The organism is Curvibacter fontanus (assembly GCF_054780335.1).
The window spans coordinates 114,148-132,544 of record NZ_BAAGWN010000011.1 but is presented as its reverse complement, the minus strand read 5'-3'; the positions used below and the strand labels follow the sequence as shown (position 1 = coordinate 132,544).

The window sequence follows — 18,397 nt, the reverse complement described above, 5'->3', positions numbered from 1 at the left end:
GGCACTGTGCGAGAATCAAAAAAAGGATAGCCGTACACCATGTCTGACGCCGACCCAACCCCCGCCGCCGAGTCTGCCGAAACCCCGGCCCGCAAGCGCCCCAAGCCGGGCGAGCGCCGGGTCCAGATCCTGCAGGCCCTGGCCAGCATGCTGGAGCAGCCGGGCGCCGAGCGCATCACCACCGCGGCCCTGGCCGCCAAGCTGGAGGTGAGCGAGGCCGCCCTGTACCGGCATTTCGCCAGCAAGGCCCAGATGTTCGAGGGCCTGATCGAGTTCATCGAGCAGGCCGTCTTCACCCTGGTGGGCCAGATCGCCGAGCGCGAGGCCGCCGCCACCGACCCCGCCGCAGGCGGCCGCCATGCGGGCAAGGTGGTCACCATGCTGCTGCAGTTTGCCGAGAAGAACCCCGGCATGGTGCGTGTCATGGTGGGGGATGCCCTGGTGTTCGAGAACGAACGCCTGCAGCAGCGCATGAACCAGTTTTTCGACAAGATCGAAGCCACCCTCAAGCAGTGCCTGCGTGACGGCGCCCAATCGGGCGGCTCCATGACGCCCACGGCCGACGCCCAGGTGCAGTCCTCGGTGCTCACGGCCTTTGTGGTCGGACGCCTGCAGCGTTTCGCACGCTCGGGTTTCCGCCGCCTGCCCACCGAGCACCTGGACGCCAGCCTGGGCCAGATGCTGCGCTGAGGCCGGCCCCTCACCCCCAGCCCTCTCCCCGGAGGGGCGAGGGAGTCGTCTTTCTCCCTCTCCCTCCGGGAGAGGGCAGGGGTGAGGGCAGACAACGGTCAGACTTCATCCAAGCAAAGGAAACCCCATGAAACTCGTGCGCTACGGCAACCCGGGCAAGGAAAAGCCGGGCCTGATCGATGCGGCCGGCAAGCTGCGTGACCTCAGCGGCCTGCTGCCGGACCTCGGCCCGGCCCAGCTGAGCGACGCCGTGCTGGGCAAGCTGCTCAAGCTCAAGACCGACAAGCTGCCCCTGGTGCGCGGCAAGCCGCGTCTGGGCTGCCCCGTGGCGGGCATCGGCAAGTTCATCGCCATCGGCCTGAACTACAAGGACCATGCCGATGAAGCCGGCATGCCCATCCCCAAGGAACCCATCGTCTTCACCAAGGCCATCAGCTCCATCCAGGGCCCGGACGACGACGTCATGCTGCCCCGGGGCTCGGTCAAGGGCGACTGGGAGGTGGAGCTGGGCGTGGTGATCGGCAGGCAGGCGCGTTACGTCACGCAGAAGGCCGCGCTGGACCACGTGGCGGGTTATTGCCTGTCCAACGATGTCAGCGAGCGCGCGTTCCAGCTCGAGCGCGGCGGCCAGTGGGACAAGGGCAAGGGTTGCGACACCTTCGGTCCCCTGGGCCCCTGGCTGGTCACCAAGGACGAGATCCCCCATCCCCAGAAACTGGCCCTGTGGCTGGACGTCAACGGCCAGCGCATGCAGACCGGCAATACCCGCACCATGATCTTCAGCGTGGCCAGGATCGTCAGCCACCTGAGCGAGTACATGACCTTGATGCCGGGCGATGTCATCATCACCGGCACCCCGCCCGGCGTGGGGCTGGGCATGAAACCCCAGCGCTTCCTGAAGGCGGGGGATGTCATGACCCTGGGCATCGAGGGCCTGGGGACGCAGACCCAGCGCGTCGTGCCTTTCAAGCGCTGAGCTGCCGGGTTCCTGCCCCTCACCCCAACCCTCTCCCCAAAGGGGCGAGGGAGCCGTGTAACTTCCATGCACCATATCCAACGCTGTTTTTGAGTCCTCTCCCCTGAGGGGCGAAGGCGTCGTGCAACCCCCCCTCTCCGGAGGGGCGAGGGCGTCGTGCAACCCCCCCTCTCCCTCTGGGAGAGGGCAGGGGTGAGGGTGCCGGCAAGGGCCGGTTTGCAGACAGCAGTTGACGGACGGGTTTTTTAGTGCAAAATAGCACGACCGTTCGTTTTTATTCCTCGCCATGTCCCTTGCCACCCCGGCCGCCAAACCGTCACGCAGCGTCGCTCGCGAGAAACCTCGCGATGGCCGCGCCCTGCACAAGGGCCAGCAGACCAAGCTGGCCATCATCGATGCCGCGCTCGGCCTCGCCACCCAGATCGGCCTGGAGGGCCTGAGCATCGGCGTGCTGGCCGAGGTGACCGGCATGAGCAAGTCGGGCGTCTTCGCCCATTTCGGCTCGCGTGAGGAGCTGCAGATCTCGGTCATCCGCGAGTATTTCGGCCGCTTCGAGCAGGAAATCTTCTATCCCGCGCTGCACGAGCCGCGCGGCCTGCCGCGCCTGCAGGCCCTGTTCTCCAACTGGATGAAACGTGTGACCGTGGAAATCCAGTCCGGCTGCATTTTCATCAGCGGCGCCGTCGACTTCGACGACCGGCCCGGCCCCGTGCGCGACGCCCTGGCCAGTTCTGTCAAGACCTGGCTGGCTGCGGTGCAGCGCGCCGTGGTGCAGGCCAAGGAAGAGGGGCAACTGGTCCCCGATGCCGATGCGAGCCAGATCGGTTTCGAGATCCACGCCCTGATCCTGGCCGTGCACTACGAGGCCCGCTTTCTCAAGGCCCCCGGATCGCTCGAACGCGCCAACAAGGCCTTCGAGCAGATCCTGGCCCGTTATGGCGCCGCCGGCCCGGCCGTCAAGACCGTGGCACCCAAGGTTGCCAACGTCAAGCCCATTCGCAAATCCACCACCAGATCAGTCACCCCATCCAAACAGGAGTAAGGCCCATGCCCAGCTACAACCCGCCTCTGCGCGACATGCAGTTCGTGATGCACGAAGTGCTAAACGCCACCGAAACGCTCAAGCAGATCCCGCGCCACGCCGACACCGATGCCGACACCATCAACGCCGTGCTCGAAGAGGGCGGCAAGTTCGCCGCCAACGTGATCTTCCCGCTCAACATCAGCGGCGACGCCGAAGGCTGCAAGCTGGACAAGACCACGCACGAGGTCCAGGCGCCCAAGGGCTTCAAGGAGGCCTATGCGCAGTACGTGGAAGGCGGCTGGGCCGCGCTGAGCTGCGACCCGGACTACGGCGGCCAGGGCCTGCCCTTTGTGCTGAACCAGTGCATCTACGAGATGATGAACTCGGCCAATCAGGCCTGGACCATGTACCCCGGCCTTTCGCACGGCGCTTACGAGGCCCTGCACGCCCACGGCACCGACGAGCAGAAGAAGCTCTACCTGCCCAAGCTGGTCAGCGGCGAATGGACCGGCACCATGTGCCTGACCGAACCCCATTGCGGCACCGATCTGGGCCTGCTGCGCAGCAAGGCCGAGCCCCAGGCCGACGGCTGCTACAAGCTCAACGGCGCCAAGATCTTCATCAGCGCCGGTGAGCATGACCTGGCCGAGAACATCGTGCATCTGGTGCTGGCCCGCCTGCCCGACGCGCCCAAGGGCAGCAAGGGCATCAGTCTGTTCGCCGTGCCCAAGTACAACGTGAAGGCCGATGGCTCCCTGGGCACGCGCAACGGCATCTATTGCGGCGGCCTGGAGCACAAGATGGGTATCCACGCCAACTCCACCTGCCAGATGATCCTGGAAAACGCGGTCGGCACCCTGGTGGGCCAGCCCAACAAGGGCCTGCAGGCCATGTTCGTGATGATGAACGCCGCCCGCCTGGGCGTGGGCAACCAGTCCCTGGGCCTGACCGAAGTGGCCTACCAGAACGCCCTGGCCTACGCCAAGGACCGCATCCAGATGCGCAGCCTGTCGGGCGTCAAGGCCAAGGACAAGGACGCCGACCCCATCATCGTGCATCCCGACGTGCGCAAGATGCTGCTCACCGCCAAGGCCTACGCCGAAGGCGGCCGCGCCCTGGCCTGCTACTGCGCCCTGCTGCTGGACCAGCACCTCTACCACCCCGACGAAAAGGTGCGCAAGGACAGCGACGAGATGCTGGCCCTGCTGACCCCTATCATCAAGGCCTTCCTGACCGACAACGGTTTCGAGGCCACCGTGATGTGCCAGCAGGTTTTCGGTGGCCACGGCTACATCAAGGAATGGGGCATGGAGCAGTTCGTGCGCGATGCCCGCATCAACATGATCTACGAAGGCACGAATACCGTGCAGTCGCTGGACCTGCTGGGCCGCAAGATCCTGGGCAACAACGGCGCCACGCTGAAGAAGTTCGGCAAGCTGGTCGGCCAGCTGGTGGAAGAAGAGGGCGTGAACGAGAAGATGGCCGAGTTCATCAACCCCCTGGCCTACCTGGGTGACCAGATGAGCAAGTTCACCACCGAAGTTGGCTTCAGGGGCTTCCAGAACCCCGACGAGGTGGGCGCCGCCGCCGTGGATTACCTGCGCGTGGCCGGCCACCTGGTGTTCGGCTACTTCTTCGCCCGCATGGCCTCGGTCGCGCTGAAGCAGATCGCCGCCGCGGAAAAGGAAGGCAAGCCGACCGACCCCTTCTACCCCGCCAAGCTGCAGACCGCGCGCTTCTACTTCGCCAAGCTCTTCCCCGAGACCGCGTCGCTGATGCGCACCGCCCGTGCCGGCGCCAAGGTCCTGATGGACACAGATCTGGCGCTGGCGTGAAAGTACTGCATGAAGGCAGCCCTCACCCTAACCCTCTCCCAGAGGGAGAGGGGATTGAGAATCCACTCCAGAGGGAGAGGGGATGGATCTCAGGGTAATTAACTCCCTCTCCCTCTGGGAGAGGGCGGGGGTGAGGGCAGGCGTTGCGAGCCCCCACCCCCCCTCCCCCAGAGGGGGAGGAATGATGAGATTGCCTCCCCCTCTGGGGGAGGGAGCATGAAATATCTTTCCCCAACGGGGGAGGGAACAGGAGAAAGCAATGTCTAGATTCCAAGTGAAAAAAGTTGCCGTGCTCGGCGCCGGCGTGATGGGCGCGCAGATCGCCGCCCATCTGGTCAACGTCAAGGTGCCGGTGATCCTGTTCGATCTCCCAGCGAAAGAGGGGCCGAAGAACGGCATCGTCACCAAGGCCATCGACAACCTCAAGAAGCTCAAGCCCTCGCCGCTGGGCGTGGCCGACGACGCGGGCCTGATCCAGGCCGCCAACTACGAGGAAAACCTGGCCCTGCTCAAGGACTGCGACCTCATCATCGAGGCCATCGCCGAGCGCATGGACTGGAAGCTCGATCTGTACAAGAAGATCGCCCCCTTCGTGGCCGAGCACGCCATCGTGGCTTCCAACACCTCGGGCCTGTCTATCACCAAACTCTCCGAAGTGCTGCCGCAGGAAATCAAGCCGCGCTTCTGCGGCATCCATTTCTTCAACCCGCCGCGCTACATGGTCCTGGTGGAGCTGATCGCCACGCCCACCACCCAGCCCCTCATCCTGGACCAGCTCGAGACCTTCGTCACCAGCGGCCTGGGCAAGGGTGTGGTGCGCGCCAAGGACACGCCCAACTTCATCGCCAACCGTGTCGGCATTGCCGGCATGCTGGCCACGATGAAGGAGGTCGAGAACTTCGGCCTGAGCTACGACGTGGTCGACGATCTCACGGGCAAGAAGCTCGGCCGCGCGAGTTCGGGCACCTTCCGCACCGCCGACGTGGTGGGCCTGGACACCATGGCCCACGTGGTCAAGACCCTGCAGGACAATCTGGACGAGAAGAGCGATCCCTTCTACGCCAGCTTCGGCACGCCGCCCGTGCTCAAGACCCTGATCGAGATGGGCAAGCTGGGCCAGAAGAGCAAGGCCGGTTTCTACAAGAAGGTCGACCGCGACATCCTGCGCTTCGACCCGGCGGCCAAGGACTACGTGCCCGGCGGCGAGAAGGCCGATGCGGTCTACGAGCGCATGCTCAAGAAGCCGGCCGGCGAACGCCTCAAGCTGCTGCGCAAGGCCGAGGGCGCGCAAGGGCAATTCCTCTGGGCCATCCTGCGCAACAGCTTCCATTACGCGGCCGTGCACCTGGCCACCATCGCCGACACCGCGGCCGACGTGGACCTGGCCATGCGCTGGGGCTTCGGCATGAAACAAGGCCCCTTCGAACTCTGGCAGGAAGCCGGCTGGCTCGAAGTGGCCCAGATGATCCAGGAGGACATCGATGCAGGCAAGGCGCTGAGCAAGGCGCCGCTGCCCCAATGGGTGTTCGAGGGCCCGGTGGCCAAAGCGGGTGGTGTGCACACGCCCGAAGGTTCCTTCAACCCGAGCACGGGCCAATTCCAGCCGCGTCGCCAGCTGCCGGTCTACGGCATCCAGTACTTCCGCGAAAGCCTGCTGGGCGACGGCTCGCCCGACTACAAGACCGCGGGCAAGACCCTGTTCGAGGACGAGGCCATCCGCCTGTGGACGCTGGACGAAAACCGCGAAGCCGCCAGCGGCAGCGTGCTGATCGCGAGCATCAAGAGCAAGATGCACGCGATCAGCCCGGCCGTGGCCGAAGGCCTGGCGCGGGGTGTCGAGCTGGCCGAGCAGAACTACCAGGGCCTGGTGGTCTGGTCGGGCGACGAGCCCTTCAGCGTGGGCGCCGACCTGCAGGCCATGCTGCCCGCCTTCATGGTGGCCGGTGTCAGCGCCATCGATGGTGCCGAGCAGGAACTGCAGAACCTCATGCTGCGCATCCGCTACGCGGGCGTGCCCGTGGTCTCGGCCGTGCGCGGCATGGCCCTGGGCGGTGGCTGCGAACTGGCCGTGCATTCCGCGCGCCGTGTCGTGGCGATGGAGTCCTACATCGGTCTCGTGGAGGTGGGCGTGGGCCTGATCCCGGGCGCCGGCGGCCTGACCTATATCGCGCGCCGCGCAGCCGAGAACATGGCCGCCTCCACGGGCAAGGACATCCTGCCCTTCCTGACCGAGGGCTTCACCGCCGCGGCCATGGCCAAGGTGGGCACCAGCGCGCTGGAATCGCGCAAGCTCGGTTATCTGCTGGACAGCGACCTCGTTGTGCCCAACAAGGACGAGCTGCTCTACACCGCGCTCAACGAAGCGCGCGCCCTGTACCAGGGCGGCTGGCGCGCACCGCACCGCCGCACCTTCCCGGTGGCGGGCCGCAACGGCCTGGCCACCATCAAGGCGCAGCTGGTCAATATGCGCGACGGCGGTTTCATCAGCGCACACGACTTCCACATCGCTGCCCTGATCGCCAACGTGGTCTGCGGCGGCGACGTGGACGCCGGCACCCTGGTGAGCGAGGAGTACCTGATGGCCCTGGAGCGCCGGGCCTTCTGCTCGCTCATCGTCCATCCCAAGACGCAGGAGCGGATCATGGGCATGCTGTCGACGGGCAAACCGGTGCGCAACTGACACCTGTCCCACTCCTTCCCCCGCTGGGGGAAGGCAGGGATGGGGGCACGAACCCAAACCATCACACCTATGCAAAACCAGGCTACGTCGACGGCGCAAGCGAACGCGCGCATCCTGCGGCGGGACATGACGGATGCTGAGCGTCGCCTATGGTCGCGCATCCGTGGTGAGCAACTGGGTGTCAAGTTTCGGCGGCAGCACCCGGTGGGTCCTTACATCGCGGATTTCGCCAGCTTGTCCCCCAGGTTGATGATCGAACTCGATGGATCACAGCATCAGGAGCAGCAGCGCTATGACACGCAACGTGAAGCATTCTTTCGGGAGCAAGGGTACGAAGTCCTGCGTTTTCCTTCGAACGCGCCATTTATCAATCTGGAGGGAGTGCTTCAGGTGATCATCAGCCGGCTGGCTGATTTGATGCCGACTGCCCCCATCCCTGCCTTCCCCCAGAGGGGGAAGGAGTAAGACAAACTGAAAAGGAGTATTCCTGTGAAGCAAGTTCAAGACGCCTACATCGTTGCCGCCACGCGCACGCCCATCGGCCGCTCGGGCCGCGGTTTCTTCCGCAACACCCGTCCGGACGATCTGCTGGTCGCCGCCATCAGGAGCGCGATGCAGCAGGTGCCCACGCTGGACCCCAAGGCCATCGAGGACGCCATCATCGGCTGCTCCTTCCCCGAAGCCGAGCAGGGCATGAACATGGCGCGTATCGCCGTGGGCCTGGCCTTCAAGCACCCCATCGGCGGCGTGACCGTCAACCGCTTCTGCGCATCGGGCGTGACGGCCATCCAGATGGCGGCCGACCGCATCCGCGTGGGCGAGGCCGATGTGCTGATCGCCGGCGGCGCCGAGTCCATGAGCCTGGTGCCCATGGGCGGCGTCAAGCCCTCCTTCAACCCCGAGGTCTTCGCCCGTGACGAGAACGTCGGCATCGCCTACGGCATGGGCCTGACGGCCGAGAAGGTGGCCCAGCAGTGGAAGGTCACGCGCGAGATGCAGGACGCCTTCGCGCTGGAATCCCATATGCGCGCCATCAAGGCGCAGAAGGCCGGCGGGTTCACGGCCGAGATCACGCCCATCGATGTGGTCGAGCGCACGCCCGACCTGGCGACCGGTGAAGTGCTCAGCAAGACCCGCACCGTGAACCTGGACGAAGGCGCGCGCCCCGACACCACGCTCGAAGCGTTGGCCAAGCTCAAGCCGGTCTTTGCGGCCCGCGGCAGCGTGACCGCCGGCAACAGCTCGCAGACCAGCGACGGCGCCGGCGCGCTGATCCTGGCCAGCGAAAAGGCGGTCCAGCAGTTCGGCCTCAAGCCGCTGGCGCGTTTTGTCAGCTTCGCGGCGCGCGGCGTGCCGCCCGAGATCATGGGCATCGGCCCGATCGAGGCGATTCCCGCCGCGCTGCGTTACGCCGGCCTCCAGCACGAGGACATCGGCTGGATCGAACTCAACGAAGCCTTCGCGGCCCAGTCACTCGCGGTGATCAACAGCCTGGGCCTGGACCCGGCCAAGGTCAACCCCATGGGCGGCGCCATCGCCCTGGGCCACCCGCTGGGCGCCACCGGCGCGATCCGTGCGGCCACGGTCGTCCATGCCCTGCATCGCCACAAGCTCAAGTACGGCATGGTGACCATGTGCGTGGGCACGGGGCAGGGGGCTGCAGGTATTTTCGAGCGCGTGTAAGCCATGAGCGCAGCGCAGCAACGCAGTCTGCCACTCGAAGGCGGCGGCGCGCTGGCGCTGCGGGTCTACGAGGCGTCCGGTGAAGCCAGGGCCACGGTGGTCATCGGCAGCGCCATGGGCGTGCCGCAGGACTATTACGCGCCCTATGCCGCCTGGCTGGCAACCCAGGGCTACCGCGTCTGGAGCTTCGACTACCGGGGCCACGGCGAATCGCTGCCGCACACGCCCGGCCACAGCCTGCGCGGTTTCAGTGCGGACCTGTTCGACTGGACGCGCGACTACGAGACCGTGGTGCTGACGGCGCGGCGCGAGCGGCCGGCGCTGCCGCTCTATCTGCTGGGCCACAGCCTGGGCGCGCAGCTGCCGGGCCTGTTCCGCCATCCCGAGCAGGTGGATGGCCTGTTCAGCATCGCCGCGGGGAGCGGTTACTGGCGAGACAACGCGCCGCAATTGCGCCGCCGTGTGCTCTTCTTCTGGCATGTCATGGTGCCGCTGGCCACGCGCGTCTGCGGCTACTTTCCGGGCAAGCGTCTGGGCATGGTGGGCAACCTGCCGGCCGGCGTGATCCACCAGTGGCGGCGCTGGTGCATGCACCCGCGCTACAGCGTGGGCGCCGAAGGCCCCGAGGTGGCGCAGCGTTATGCGCGGGCGCGCTTCCCCGTGCTGGCCTGGTCCTTCAGTGACGACGAACTCATGACCCTGCGCGGCACACGCAGCCTGTTGGGCCTTTACAGTGCCGCGCCGCAGGGTGTGCAGGTGATCCACCCGGTCGAGGTGCCTTCGCGGCGCATTGGTCATTTCGGCTTCTTCCGCGAGGCCATGCGGCCGACCCTGTGGCCGCGCAGCCTGGCCGCCCTGCAATCCCTGGTCGCGTCCGGCGTCACGCCGGGGACGGAAGCGGTGGCGGCACAAGTGCAAACTACGCTGCCATGAAACCACACGCTTTCGACGCCGCGCTCGCGCTGACTCCCATCGCGTCCGGCCGCTATGCCGGCCGCACCAGCGCGGACTACTGGAACATGGTCGGCCCCTTCGGCGGTTGCACGGCCGCCACGGTGCTCAAGGCCGTCCTCGGCCACCCCGAGCTGCTGGGCGCGCCGCTGTCCATCACGGTCAACTACGCCGGCGCCCTGGCACAAGGGCCTTTCGAGGTGCAGCTGCTGCCGGCACGCACCAACCGCTCGACCCAGCACTGGACGGCGGCCATCGTGCAGAACGACGCCCAGGGCCAGCCCGTCGTCGCGACCACGGCCACCGTGATCACGGCTGTGCGGCGCGAGACCTGGAGCCTGTCGGACCTGCCCATGCCGGCCGTGCCCCGGCCCAGCGAGGCGCAGCCCATGCGTTATGACAAGGCCATGGCCTGGCTGGACCACTATGAACTGCGCCCGGTCAGTGGTTTGATCCCGCAGGCCTGGGATGGGCGCGAGCAGGACCACAGCGTTTCGCGGCTGTGGATGCGCGACCAGCCACTGCGCCCGCTGGACTTCTGCTCGCTGCTGGCCCTCTCGGACATCTTTTATCCGCGCGTCTGGCTGCGCCGCGCCACACGCGTGCCGGCCGGCACCGTGTCCATCACCACCTATTTCCACGCCGGCGAGAAGGAGCTGCGCGAGACCGGCAGCGGCTACCTGCTGGGGCAGGCGCGCGGCCAGGAATTCCGCAACGGCTTTTTCGATCAATCGGCCCAGCTCTGGAACGAGGCCGGCACCCTGCTCTGCACCTCGCACCAGATCGTCTACTTCAAGGAATGAACACCATGAGCGAGATCCTCGTCCACACCGAAGCCGGTGTTTGCACCCTGAGCTTCAACCGCCCGGAACGCAAGAACTCCATCACCTCGGCCATGTACGCCACCATGGCCGACGCCGTGACGCAGGCCGCGACGGACGCCGCCGTGCGCGTGCTGGTGTTCCAGGGGCACGAAACGGTGTTCTCGGCCGGCAACGACATCGGCGACTTCCTCAACGCCCCGCCTTCGGACCCCGATGCGCCGGTCTGGCGTTTCATGCGCGCGCTGGCCGGCTTTCCCAAGCCGGTGATCGCCGCCGTCAGCGGCCCGGCCGTGGGCATCGGCACCACCCTGCTGTTCCACTGCGACCTGGTCTACGCCGGCGACAACGCGGCCTTCTCCATGCCCTTCGTGAACCTGGGCCTGTGCCCGGAGTTCGCCTCCAGCCTGACGGTGCCACAGATGTTCGGCTATCACCGCGCGGCCGAGGCCCTGCTGCTGGGCGAGCCCTTCATGGCCGAAGCCGCGCTCGAAGCCGGCCTGGTCAACCGCGTGCTGCCGCCGACCGAGGCCAATGGCTATGCGCAGGTGCAGGCGCGCAAGTTGGCTGCCAAGCCCCTGCCCTCCCTGATCGAGACCAAGCGCCTGATGAAAAAGGGCCAGGCGGCGCAGATCATGGCGCAGATGGGCGAGGAGGGCGCGAGCTTCGGGCGCATGCTGCGCGAACCTGCCGCGCGCGAGGCCTTCGGCGCCTTCATGGCGAAGAGGAAGCCGGACTTCAGCAAGGTTTGACGCATGACGCCCGCTGCGCGGGCATGACTTCGCCGCTGCGCAGCGGCGATGACGAAATGACCGAAGTCATGCGGGCGCAGTCCGCGTCATCCATGCGCTTTTAGCGCGAGGTCATGCTCGCGCAGCGGGCGTCATGACTCATAACTGTCGGCGCGGCACCTCGCGCGGCCGGCCGTTCTCGTCGATGGCCACATAGGTCAGGTTGGCCTCCGTCACCTTGACGAAACGGCCCTGGGCCTGGAAGCGCTCGGCATAGACCTCCACCTTCACCGTGATCGAGGTCTTGCCGATGCGGGTGAGCTTGGAGTAGAAGGACAGGATGTCGCCCACCCGCACGGGCTGCTTGAAGATGAACTCGTTCACCGCCACGGTGGCGATGCGACCGCCCGCATAACGGGCCGGGATCACCGAGCCGGCCAGGTCGACCTGGGCCATGACCCAGCCGCCGAAGATGTCGCCGTTGGCATTGCTGTCGGCTGGCATGGGGATGACCTTGAGAACCAGCTCCTCGTCGGAGGGGGGCTGGAGGGCGGCCGTGCTGGGGAATTCGCTCATGGGGGACAATCGGTGTAAAGACTGACCCTGATTGTCCCCCATGCGACGCCTCGGCGAAACTGCCCCCCACCCCGATCCCTCCAGCCCGTCCACCGCCTCGGTGCGCTCCGACTGGGGCACGCTGCAGCGTCTTTTCCCCTACCTCTGGCACTACAAGTGGCGGGTCATTGCCGCGCTGACCTTCATGGTGGGCGCCAAGGTGTCCAATGTGGGGGTGCCCCTGCTGCTCAAGGAGCTGGTGGACCGCATGGGCCTGCGCCTGAGCGACCCGGCCGCGCTGTGGCTGGTGCCGGCCGCGCTGCTGCTGGCCTACGGCGCCCTGCGTTTCATGAGCTCGCTGTTCACCGAGCTGCGCGAACTGGTCTTCGCCAAGGCCACCGAGGGCGCGGCGCGCACCATCTCGCTGCAGGTCTTCCGCCACCTGCACGCCCTGAGCCTGCGTTTCCACCTGGAGCGCCAGACCGGCGGCATGACACGCGACATCGAGCGCGGCACGCGCGCCGTGCACTCGCTGATCTCCTATTCGCTCTACAGCATCATCCCCACGCTGATCGAGTTCACGCTGGTGCTCACGCTGCTGGCGGTCAAGTTCGACCTGATGTTCGTCTGGATCACGCTGGCCGCGCTGGTGAGTTACATCGCCTTCACCGTCACCGTCACCGAATGGCGCACGCGTTTCCGCCGCCGCATGAACGAGCTGGACTCCACCGCGCACAGCCGCGCCGTCGATTCCTTGTTGAACTACGAGACCGTCAAGTACTTCAACAACGAGGACTTCGAGGCCCGGCGCTACGACGAGAACCTGGAAAAGTACCGGCGTGCTGCCGTCAAGAGCCAGACCAGCCTGAGCCTGCTCAACACCGGGCAGCAGCTCATCATCGCCACCGGCCTGGTGGCCATGCTCTGGCGTGCCACCCAGGGCGTGATCGACGGCCGCATGACCCTGGGTGACCTGGTCATGATCAACGCGCTGATGATCCAGCTCTACATCCCGCTGGGTTTCCTGGGCGTGCTCTACCGCGAGATCAAGCAGAGCCTGACCGACATCGACAAGATGTTCACCCTGCTCGAGCGTGAGCGCGAGGTGGCCGACGCGCCGGGTGCGCCCGGTCTGCAATTGCCGCCCTCACCCCAACCCTCTCCCGAGGGGAGAGGGAGTGAGGTACCCCCTCTCCCGCTGCTTGCGGGAGAGGGCGGGGGTGAGGGCACTGCGGCCGCCGTGCGCTTCGAGCGCGTCAGCTTCTCGTATGAGCCGGCGCGCGCCATCCTGCATGAGGTGAGCTTCGAGATCCCGGCCGGCAAGACCGTGGCCGTGGTCGGCCCCTCGGGCGCAGGCAAGTCCACGCTGGCCCGCCTGCTCTACCGCTTCTACGACGTGAGCGACGGCCGCATCACCATCGCCGGGCAGGACATCCGCCAGGTCACGCAGTCCAGCCTGCGGCAGGCCATCGGCATCGTGCCGCAGGACACCGTGCTGTTCAACGACACGGTGGAATACAACATCGCCTACGGCCGCCCCGGCGCCAGCCGCGCCGAGGTGGAGGAGGCGGCGCGCGCCGCCCACATCCATGCCTTCATCAGCGCCACGCCCAGGGGCTACGACACCATGGTGGGCGAGCGCGGGCTCAAGCTCTCGGGGGGCGAGAAGCAGCGCGTGGCGATCGCGCGCACCCTGCTCAAGAACCCGCCCGTGCTGATTTTTGACGAAGCCACCTCGGCGCTCGATTCCGCCAACGAACGCGCGATCCAGGCCGAGCTGCGCAGCATCGCCGAAAACAAGACCACGCTGGTGATCGCGCACCGGCTGTCCACCGTGGTCGATGCGCACGAGATCCTGGTCATGGAGGCCGGGCGCATCGTCGAGCGTGGCTCGCACAGCGCGCTGCTGGCCCGCAACGGCGCCTATGCCCGCATGTGGGCGCTGCAGCAGAGCGCCGAATAGTTTCTGCCGCGATGGGCCGCCGTCATAATTGACGGCATGGAAACCAAGTGGCTCGAGGACTTCGTCAGCCTGGCCGAGACGCGCAGTTTCAGCCGCTCGGCCCAGCTGCGCCACGTGACCCAGCCGGCCTTCTCGCGCCGCATCCAGTCGCTGGAGGCCTGGGCCGGCACCGACCTGGTGGACCGCAGCGCCTACCCCACGCGCCTCACGCCCGCCGGCGAGACCCTCTACGGCCAGGCCCTGGAGATGCTGCAGGCCCTGCAGCACACGCGCGCCATGCTGCGCAGCCACACCGAGGCCGGTGAGGATGTGATCGAGTTTGCCGTGCCGCACACCCTGGCCTTCACCTTTTTTCCGGCCTGGGTCTCCAGTCTGAGGGAAAACTTCGGGCCCTTCAAGAGCCGGCTGATCGCCCTCAATGTGCACGACGCAGTGATCCGCCTGACCGAAGGCAGCTGCGACCTGCTGCTGGCCTACCACCATGCCTCGCACCCTTTCCAGCTCGACGCGGAACGCTACGAGCTGGTCAGCCTGGGGCAGGAAACCATTGCCCCCTATGCCCGGCCGGACGCCCAGGGCCAGCCCCTGTTCCCGCTGCCCGGGCGGGCCGACCAGCCTCTGCCCTACCTGGGCTACGCGCCCGGGGCCTACCTCGGCCAGGTGGTGGATTTCATGCTCAAGCAGGCCGGAACGGCCGTCCATCTGGACCGTGTGTACGAGACCGACATGGCCGAAGGCCTCAAGGCCATGGCGCTCGAAGGCCATGGCCTGGCCTTCCTGCCGCACAGCGCCGTGCGCAACGATGTGCGTGCGGGTCGCCTGGTGCCCGCCGCGCCGGCGGGGCTGGCCTGGCAGATCACCATGGACATGCGCCTGTATCGGGAAAAACCCCAGGGCAGGCAGTTGCCCAAACGCACGGCCCAGGCGCTCTGGAGCTTTCTGGCCGGGGGCGGGCAGGGTCCATGAGGGTAGACCTGTCTTGCCAAAACGAGAGCGCTCGTTCTTAATAAGCGCCACATCGAGCGCATTCCGGCACGGGTTTTGCTGGATACTCTTGTTCTGACTTTTCTTTTTTAGGAGTTACGCATGAAGAAGCATCTGCTGGCACTCGCCATCGCCACCACCTTCGCCGCGGGCGCCCACGCCCAGGCCAATGACACCCTGGCCAAGGTCAAGGCTGCAGGCAGCATCACCATGGGTGTGCGCGACTCGTCCGGCGCCCTGTCCTACACCCTGGGTGACGGCAAGTACGCCGGTTTCCATGTGGAGCTCTGCCAGCGCATCGTGGCCAATGTCGAGAAGGCCGTGGGCAAGAAGCTGGAGATCAAGTACCAGTCGGTGACCTCGCAGAACCGCATCCCGCTGACGCAGAACGGCACCGTCGACATCGAGTGCGGCTCCACCACCAACAACGCCACCCGCCAGAAGGACGTGGCCTTCGCCGTCACCACCTACGTCGAGGAAGTGCGCATGGCCGTCAAGGCGAATTCGGGCATCACCTCGATCAACCAGCTCAACGGCAAGAACGTGGCCACCACCACGGGCACCACCTCGGTGCAGACCCTGCGTCGCAATGAGCGCGCGCAGGGCATCAACTTCAACGAGATCTACGGCAAGGATCACGCCGACAGCTTCCTGCTGCTCGAATCGGGCCGTGCCGACGCCTTCGTGATGGACGGCTCCATTCTGGCCGGCAACATCGCCAATGCCAAGAACCCGGCCGACTTCAAGATCGTCGGTGAGGTGCTGTCGGTCGAGCCCATCGCCATCATGCTGCGCAAGGACGACCCGGCCTTCAAGAAGCTGGCCGACGACACGCTCAAGGGCATGATGCAGTCCGGCGAGATGGCCAAGATCTACGACAAGTGGTTCCTGCAACCCATCCCGCCCAAGAACGTCAAGGTGGGCCTGGCCCTGAGCGAAAGCACCAAGGGCGCCTGGGCTGCTCCGAACGACCGACCCATGGAAGACTACGCCAAGAAATAACGGGCGCCTGGCAAAGCACAGGCTCAACCCCGTCCCGGTCACCATCCGGGCGGGGTTTTTGCTTGTGCATGAAGGACGACAGAAGACGCGTCATTCCGCACGGAGACACCGCACATGAGCTGGGACTGGCAGGTATTCCTCAACGACGACGGCAGCGGCCGCACCTATCTGCAATGGATGATGGACGCCTGGGGCTGGACCTTGGCCGTGGCCGGCAGCTCCTGGGTGGTGGCCGTGGTGATGGGCGTCCTCATGGGCACGCTGCGCACCCTGCAGGACAGCCCCTGGCTGGTGCGCCTGGCCACGGTCTGGGTGGAGCTGTTCCGCAACATCCCCCTGCTGGTGCAGGTCTTCCTCTGGTATTTTGTCGTGCCCAAGATGTTCCCGGCCTTCCAGCAGGTGCCGGGTTTCGCGCTGGTGGTCTTCGCCCTGGGCTTCTTCACCTCGGCGCGTATCGCCGAGCAGGTGCGCGCGGGCATCCAGGCCCTGCCGCGCGGGCAGCGTCATGCGGCCCTGGCCATGGGTTTCAGCACGGCGCAGGCCTACCGTTACGTGATCCTGCCCATGGCCCTGCGCATCATCCTGCCGCCGCTGACCAGCGAATCCATGAACCTGCTCAAGAACTCGGCGGTGGCCTTCGCCGTGTCGATCGCCGAGCTGACCATGTTCGCCATGCAGGCGCAGGAGGAGACCTCGCGCGGTGTCGAGGTCTACCTGGCCGTGACGGCGCTGTACATGCTGTCGGCCTTCGCGGTCAACCGCATCTTCGCCTTCGTCGAGAAGCGGGTGCAGATCCCCGGCTTCATCGTTGCGGGCGGCACGGGCGGGGGGCATTAAGATGGCACACCCCCAAGCTCCGCGCACTTCGTGTCGCTCCGCTACCCCCCTTGCAGGGGGCAACGCCAGTGGCCCGGCCCAGCCGGTTCCACGGCGTTCCTGGGTTTCGGTTTCTGAAGGCGTAGCTGATCTGCTGTGGCCGGCCTCTGCAGGAGGTCTGACATGCTAGGCCTCGACCTCACCTTCCTCGACTGGGACATCATCAGCAAGTTCGTGCTGGGTGGTTTCTGGTTCAGCATCAAGCTGACCCTCATCGCCACGCTGGGCGGCATCTTCTTCGGCACCGTGCTGGCGCTCATGCGCCTGTCGGGCCGCAAGGCGCTGATGCTGCCGGCCACCCTCTACGTCAACGGCATGCGCTCCATCCCGCTGGTGATGGTGATCCTCTGGTTCTTCCTGCTGATTCCCTTCCTGATCGGCAAACCCATCGGCGCCGAAGTGTCGGCCATCGTCACCTTCATCGCCTTCGAGGCGGCCTACTTCAGCGAGATCATGCGCGCCGGCATCCAGTCCATCCCGCGCGGCCAGGTCTTCGCCGGGGAGGCCCTGGGCATGAGCTACGGCCAGAACATGCGCCTGATCGTGCTGCCGCAGGCTTTCCGCAACATGCTGCCGGTGCTGCTGACGCAGACCATCATCCTGTTCCAGGACACCTCGCTGGTCTACGCCATCGGCGCCTACGACCTGCTCAAGGGCTTCACCAATGCCGGCAAGATCTACGGCAGGCCCGAAGAGGCCTATCTGCTGGCCGCCGTGGTGTATTTCGTGATCTGTTTTGCACTCTCCTGGCTGGTCAAGCGCCTGCAGGCCAAGATTGCCATCATCCGTTAAGCATCGGAGAAACCATGAACCCCCAAGCTCACATTCGTTCGCGGCCCCCCGAGGGGGCGCATGCCTCCCTTGAGGCGGCTCGGCAGGAGGCATGACATGATTGAAATCAAGAACGTTTCGAAGTGGTACGGCCCGGTGCAGGTGCTCAACAACTGCACGGTCAGCATCAACAAGGGTGATGTGGTGGTGGTCTGCGGCCCCTCGGGCTCGGGCAAGTCCACGCTGATCAAGACCGTCAACGGCCTGGAACCCATCCAGCAGGGCGAGATCTTCGTCGACGGCGTGCCCCTGCACGATCCCAAGACCGCCCTGCCCAAGCTGCGCAGCCGCGTCGGCATGGTGTTCCAGCACTTCGAACTGTTTCCCCATCTGTCCGTGACCGAGAACCTGACCATCGCCCAGGTCAAGGTGCTGGGCCGCAGCCTCGATGAGGCCAAGGTCCGCGGCCTCAAGATGCTGGACCGCGTGGGCCTGATGGCGCACAAGGACAAGTTCCCCGGCCAGCTCTCGGGCGGCCAGCAGCAGCGTGTGGCGATCGCGCGTGCGCTGTCCATGGACCCCATCGTGATGCTGTTCGACGAGCCGACCTCGGCGCTGGACCCCGAGATGGTGGGCGAGGTGCTGGACGTCATGGTGACTCTGGCCAAGGAGGGCATGACCATGATGGTGGTCACGCACGAGATGGGCTTCGCCCGCAAGGTGGCCAGCCGAGTGATCTTCATCGACGTCGGCGGCCGTATCCTGGAAGACTGCAGCAAGGACGAGTTCTTTGCCCACCCCGAGAACCGCCAGCCGCGCACCAAGGACTTCCTGAACAAGATCCTCGCCCACTAA

At 66.1% G+C, this 18,397-nt stretch carries 17 protein-coding genes; 16 read left to right on the top strand and 1 reads right to left on the bottom strand.

The annotated features are described in order from the left end of the window. Positions 1-39: 39 nt before the first annotated feature. The 10 genes from slmA to ACYVH8_RS06680 all read left to right on the top strand — a co-directional run bounded on the left by slmA (position 40) and on the right by ACYVH8_RS06680 (position 11,412). Entirely contained in the window at positions 40-690 is a 651-nt protein-coding gene (slmA, locus tag ACYVH8_RS06725; protein ID WP_460488105.1) for a nucleoid occlusion factor SlmA, read from the top strand. Positions 691-817: 127 nt separating this feature from the next. Continuing rightward, a complete protein-coding gene (locus ACYVH8_RS06720) occupies positions 818-1,666 on the top strand; it encodes a fumarylacetoacetate hydrolase family protein (RefSeq protein ID WP_460488104.1) in 849 nt (282 codons plus the stop codon). A 286-nt stretch (positions 1,667-1,952) separates the two neighbouring features. Continuing rightward, on the top strand, positions 1,953-2,708 hold the full coding sequence (locus ACYVH8_RS06715; protein WP_460488103.1) for a TetR/AcrR family transcriptional regulator: 756 nt from the start codon (positions 1,953-1,955) through the stop codon (positions 2,706-2,708). 5 nt (positions 2,709-2,713) lie between these two features. Then, positions 2,714-4,525 carry an acyl-CoA dehydrogenase C-terminal domain-containing protein gene (locus ACYVH8_RS06710; protein ID WP_460488102.1) on the top strand — a complete coding sequence of 604 codons (1,812 nt, stop codon included), beginning with the start codon at positions 2,714-2,716 and terminating at the stop codon, positions 4,523-4,525. A 259-nt stretch (positions 4,526-4,784) separates the two neighbouring features. Continuing rightward, positions 4,785-7,205 (top strand): 3-hydroxyacyl-CoA dehydrogenase/enoyl-CoA hydratase family protein, encoded by a 2,421-nt coding sequence (locus ACYVH8_RS06705; RefSeq protein ID WP_460488101.1) that lies wholly within the window; start codon positions 4,785-4,787, stop codon positions 7,203-7,205. 69 nt (positions 7,206-7,274) lie between these two features. Continuing rightward, a complete protein-coding gene (locus ACYVH8_RS06700; RefSeq protein ID WP_460488100.1) occupies positions 7,275-7,670 on the top strand; it encodes an endonuclease domain-containing protein in 396 nt (131 codons plus the stop codon). Positions 7,671-7,688: 18 nt separating this feature from the next. After that, a complete protein-coding gene (locus tag ACYVH8_RS06695; protein WP_460488262.1) occupies positions 7,689-8,888 on the top strand; it encodes an acetyl-CoA C-acyltransferase in 1,200 nt (399 codons plus the stop codon). A gap of 3 nt (positions 8,889-8,891) precedes the next feature. Continuing rightward, on the top strand, positions 8,892-9,821 hold the full coding sequence (locus tag ACYVH8_RS06690; protein ID WP_460488099.1) for an alpha/beta hydrolase family protein: 930 nt from the start codon (positions 8,892-8,894) through the stop codon (positions 9,819-9,821). Next, entirely contained in the window at positions 9,818-10,642 is an 825-nt protein-coding gene (locus ACYVH8_RS06685; RefSeq protein ID WP_460488098.1) for an acyl-CoA thioesterase, read from the top strand. Before ACYVH8_RS06690 ends, ACYVH8_RS06685 begins: the two co-directional genes overlap by 4 nt. A 5-nt stretch (positions 10,643-10,647) precedes the next feature. Further along, positions 10,648-11,412 (top strand): enoyl-CoA hydratase, encoded by a 765-nt coding sequence (locus ACYVH8_RS06680; protein ID WP_460488097.1) that lies wholly within the window; start codon positions 10,648-10,650, stop codon positions 11,410-11,412. A gap of 138 nt (positions 11,413-11,550) precedes the next feature. Here ACYVH8_RS06680 and ACYVH8_RS06675 read toward each other — a convergent pair whose 3' ends face one another. After that, the gene (locus tag ACYVH8_RS06675; RefSeq protein WP_460488096.1) at positions 11,551-11,967 is read right to left on the bottom strand and encodes an acyl-CoA thioesterase; all 417 of its coding nucleotides are present in this window, start codon (positions 11,965-11,967) and stop codon (positions 11,551-11,553) included. A 40-nt stretch (positions 11,968-12,007) separates the two neighbouring features. Here ACYVH8_RS06675 and ACYVH8_RS06670 point away from each other — a divergent pair, with 40 nt between their 5' ends. The 6 genes from ACYVH8_RS06670 to ACYVH8_RS06645 all read left to right on the top strand — a co-directional run bounded on the left by ACYVH8_RS06670 (position 12,008) and on the right by ACYVH8_RS06645 (position 18,397). After that, positions 12,008-13,909, top strand: a complete 1,902-nt coding sequence (locus tag ACYVH8_RS06670) for an ABCB family ABC transporter ATP-binding protein/permease (RefSeq protein ID WP_460488095.1) — start codon at positions 12,008-12,010, stop codon at positions 13,907-13,909. 36 nt (positions 13,910-13,945) lie between these two features. Further along, a complete protein-coding gene (locus tag ACYVH8_RS06665; RefSeq protein WP_460488094.1) occupies positions 13,946-14,875 on the top strand; it encodes a LysR substrate-binding domain-containing protein in 930 nt (309 codons plus the stop codon). Between the two features lie 120 nt (positions 14,876-14,995). After that, the gene (locus tag ACYVH8_RS06660) at positions 14,996-15,895 is read left to right on the top strand and encodes an amino acid ABC transporter substrate-binding protein (RefSeq protein WP_460488093.1); all 900 of its coding nucleotides are present in this window, start codon (positions 14,996-14,998) and stop codon (positions 15,893-15,895) included. A gap of 114 nt (positions 15,896-16,009) precedes the next feature. Next, positions 16,010-16,732 (top strand): amino acid ABC transporter permease, encoded by a 723-nt coding sequence (locus ACYVH8_RS06655; RefSeq protein ID WP_460488092.1) that lies wholly within the window; start codon positions 16,010-16,012, stop codon positions 16,730-16,732. 162 nt (positions 16,733-16,894) lie between these two features. Next, positions 16,895-17,563: an amino acid ABC transporter permease gene (locus tag ACYVH8_RS06650; protein WP_460488091.1), complete on the top strand. Its 669-nt coding sequence runs from the start codon at positions 16,895-16,897 to the stop codon at positions 17,561-17,563. Positions 17,564-17,659: 96 nt separating this feature from the next. After that, complete coding sequence (locus ACYVH8_RS06645; protein WP_460488090.1) at positions 17,660-18,397, top strand: amino acid ABC transporter ATP-binding protein; 738 nt, start codon at positions 17,660-17,662, stop codon at positions 18,395-18,397.

Bases quoted from the DNA above. Each gene is read 5' to 3' on its own strand.
- ACYVH8_RS06645 (WP_460488090.1), top strand. From the start codon at position 17,660: ATGATTGAAATCAAGAACGTTTCGAAGTGGTACGGCCCGGTGCAGGTG.
- ACYVH8_RS06670 (WP_460488095.1), top strand. From the start codon at position 12,008: ATGCGACGCCTCGGCGAAACTGCCCCCCACCCCGATCCCTCCAGCCCG.
- ACYVH8_RS06700 (WP_460488100.1), top strand. From the start codon at position 7,275: ATGCAAAACCAGGCTACGTCGACGGCGCAAGCGAACGCGCGCATCCTG.
- ACYVH8_RS06690 (WP_460488099.1), top strand. From the start codon at position 8,892: ATGAGCGCAGCGCAGCAACGCAGTCTGCCACTCGAAGGCGGCGGCGCG.
- ACYVH8_RS06665 (WP_460488094.1), top strand. From the start codon at position 13,946: ATGGAAACCAAGTGGCTCGAGGACTTCGTCAGCCTGGCCGAGACGCGC.
- ACYVH8_RS06715 (WP_460488103.1), top strand. From the start codon at position 1,953: ATGTCCCTTGCCACCCCGGCCGCCAAACCGTCACGCAGCGTCGCTCGC.
- slmA (WP_460488105.1), top strand. From the start codon at position 40: ATGTCTGACGCCGACCCAACCCCCGCCGCCGAGTCTGCCGAAACCCCG.
- ACYVH8_RS06680 (WP_460488097.1), top strand. From the start codon at position 10,648: ATGAGCGAGATCCTCGTCCACACCGAAGCCGGTGTTTGCACCCTGAGC.
- ACYVH8_RS06660 (WP_460488093.1), top strand. From the start codon at position 14,996: ATGAAGAAGCATCTGCTGGCACTCGCCATCGCCACCACCTTCGCCGCG.
- ACYVH8_RS06655 (WP_460488092.1), top strand. From the start codon at position 16,010: ATGAGCTGGGACTGGCAGGTATTCCTCAACGACGACGGCAGCGGCCGC.
- ACYVH8_RS06650 (WP_460488091.1), top strand. From the start codon at position 16,895: ATGCTAGGCCTCGACCTCACCTTCCTCGACTGGGACATCATCAGCAAG.
- ACYVH8_RS06705 (WP_460488101.1), top strand. From the start codon at position 4,785: ATGTCTAGATTCCAAGTGAAAAAAGTTGCCGTGCTCGGCGCCGGCGTG.
- ACYVH8_RS06720 (WP_460488104.1), top strand. From the start codon at position 818: ATGAAACTCGTGCGCTACGGCAACCCGGGCAAGGAAAAGCCGGGCCTG.
- ACYVH8_RS06675 (WP_460488096.1), bottom strand. From the start codon at position 11,967: ATGAGCGAATTCCCCAGCACGGCCGCCCTCCAGCCCCCCTCCGACGAG.
- ACYVH8_RS06685 (WP_460488098.1), top strand. From the start codon at position 9,818: ATGAAACCACACGCTTTCGACGCCGCGCTCGCGCTGACTCCCATCGCG.
- ACYVH8_RS06710 (WP_460488102.1), top strand. From the start codon at position 2,714: ATGCCCAGCTACAACCCGCCTCTGCGCGACATGCAGTTCGTGATGCAC.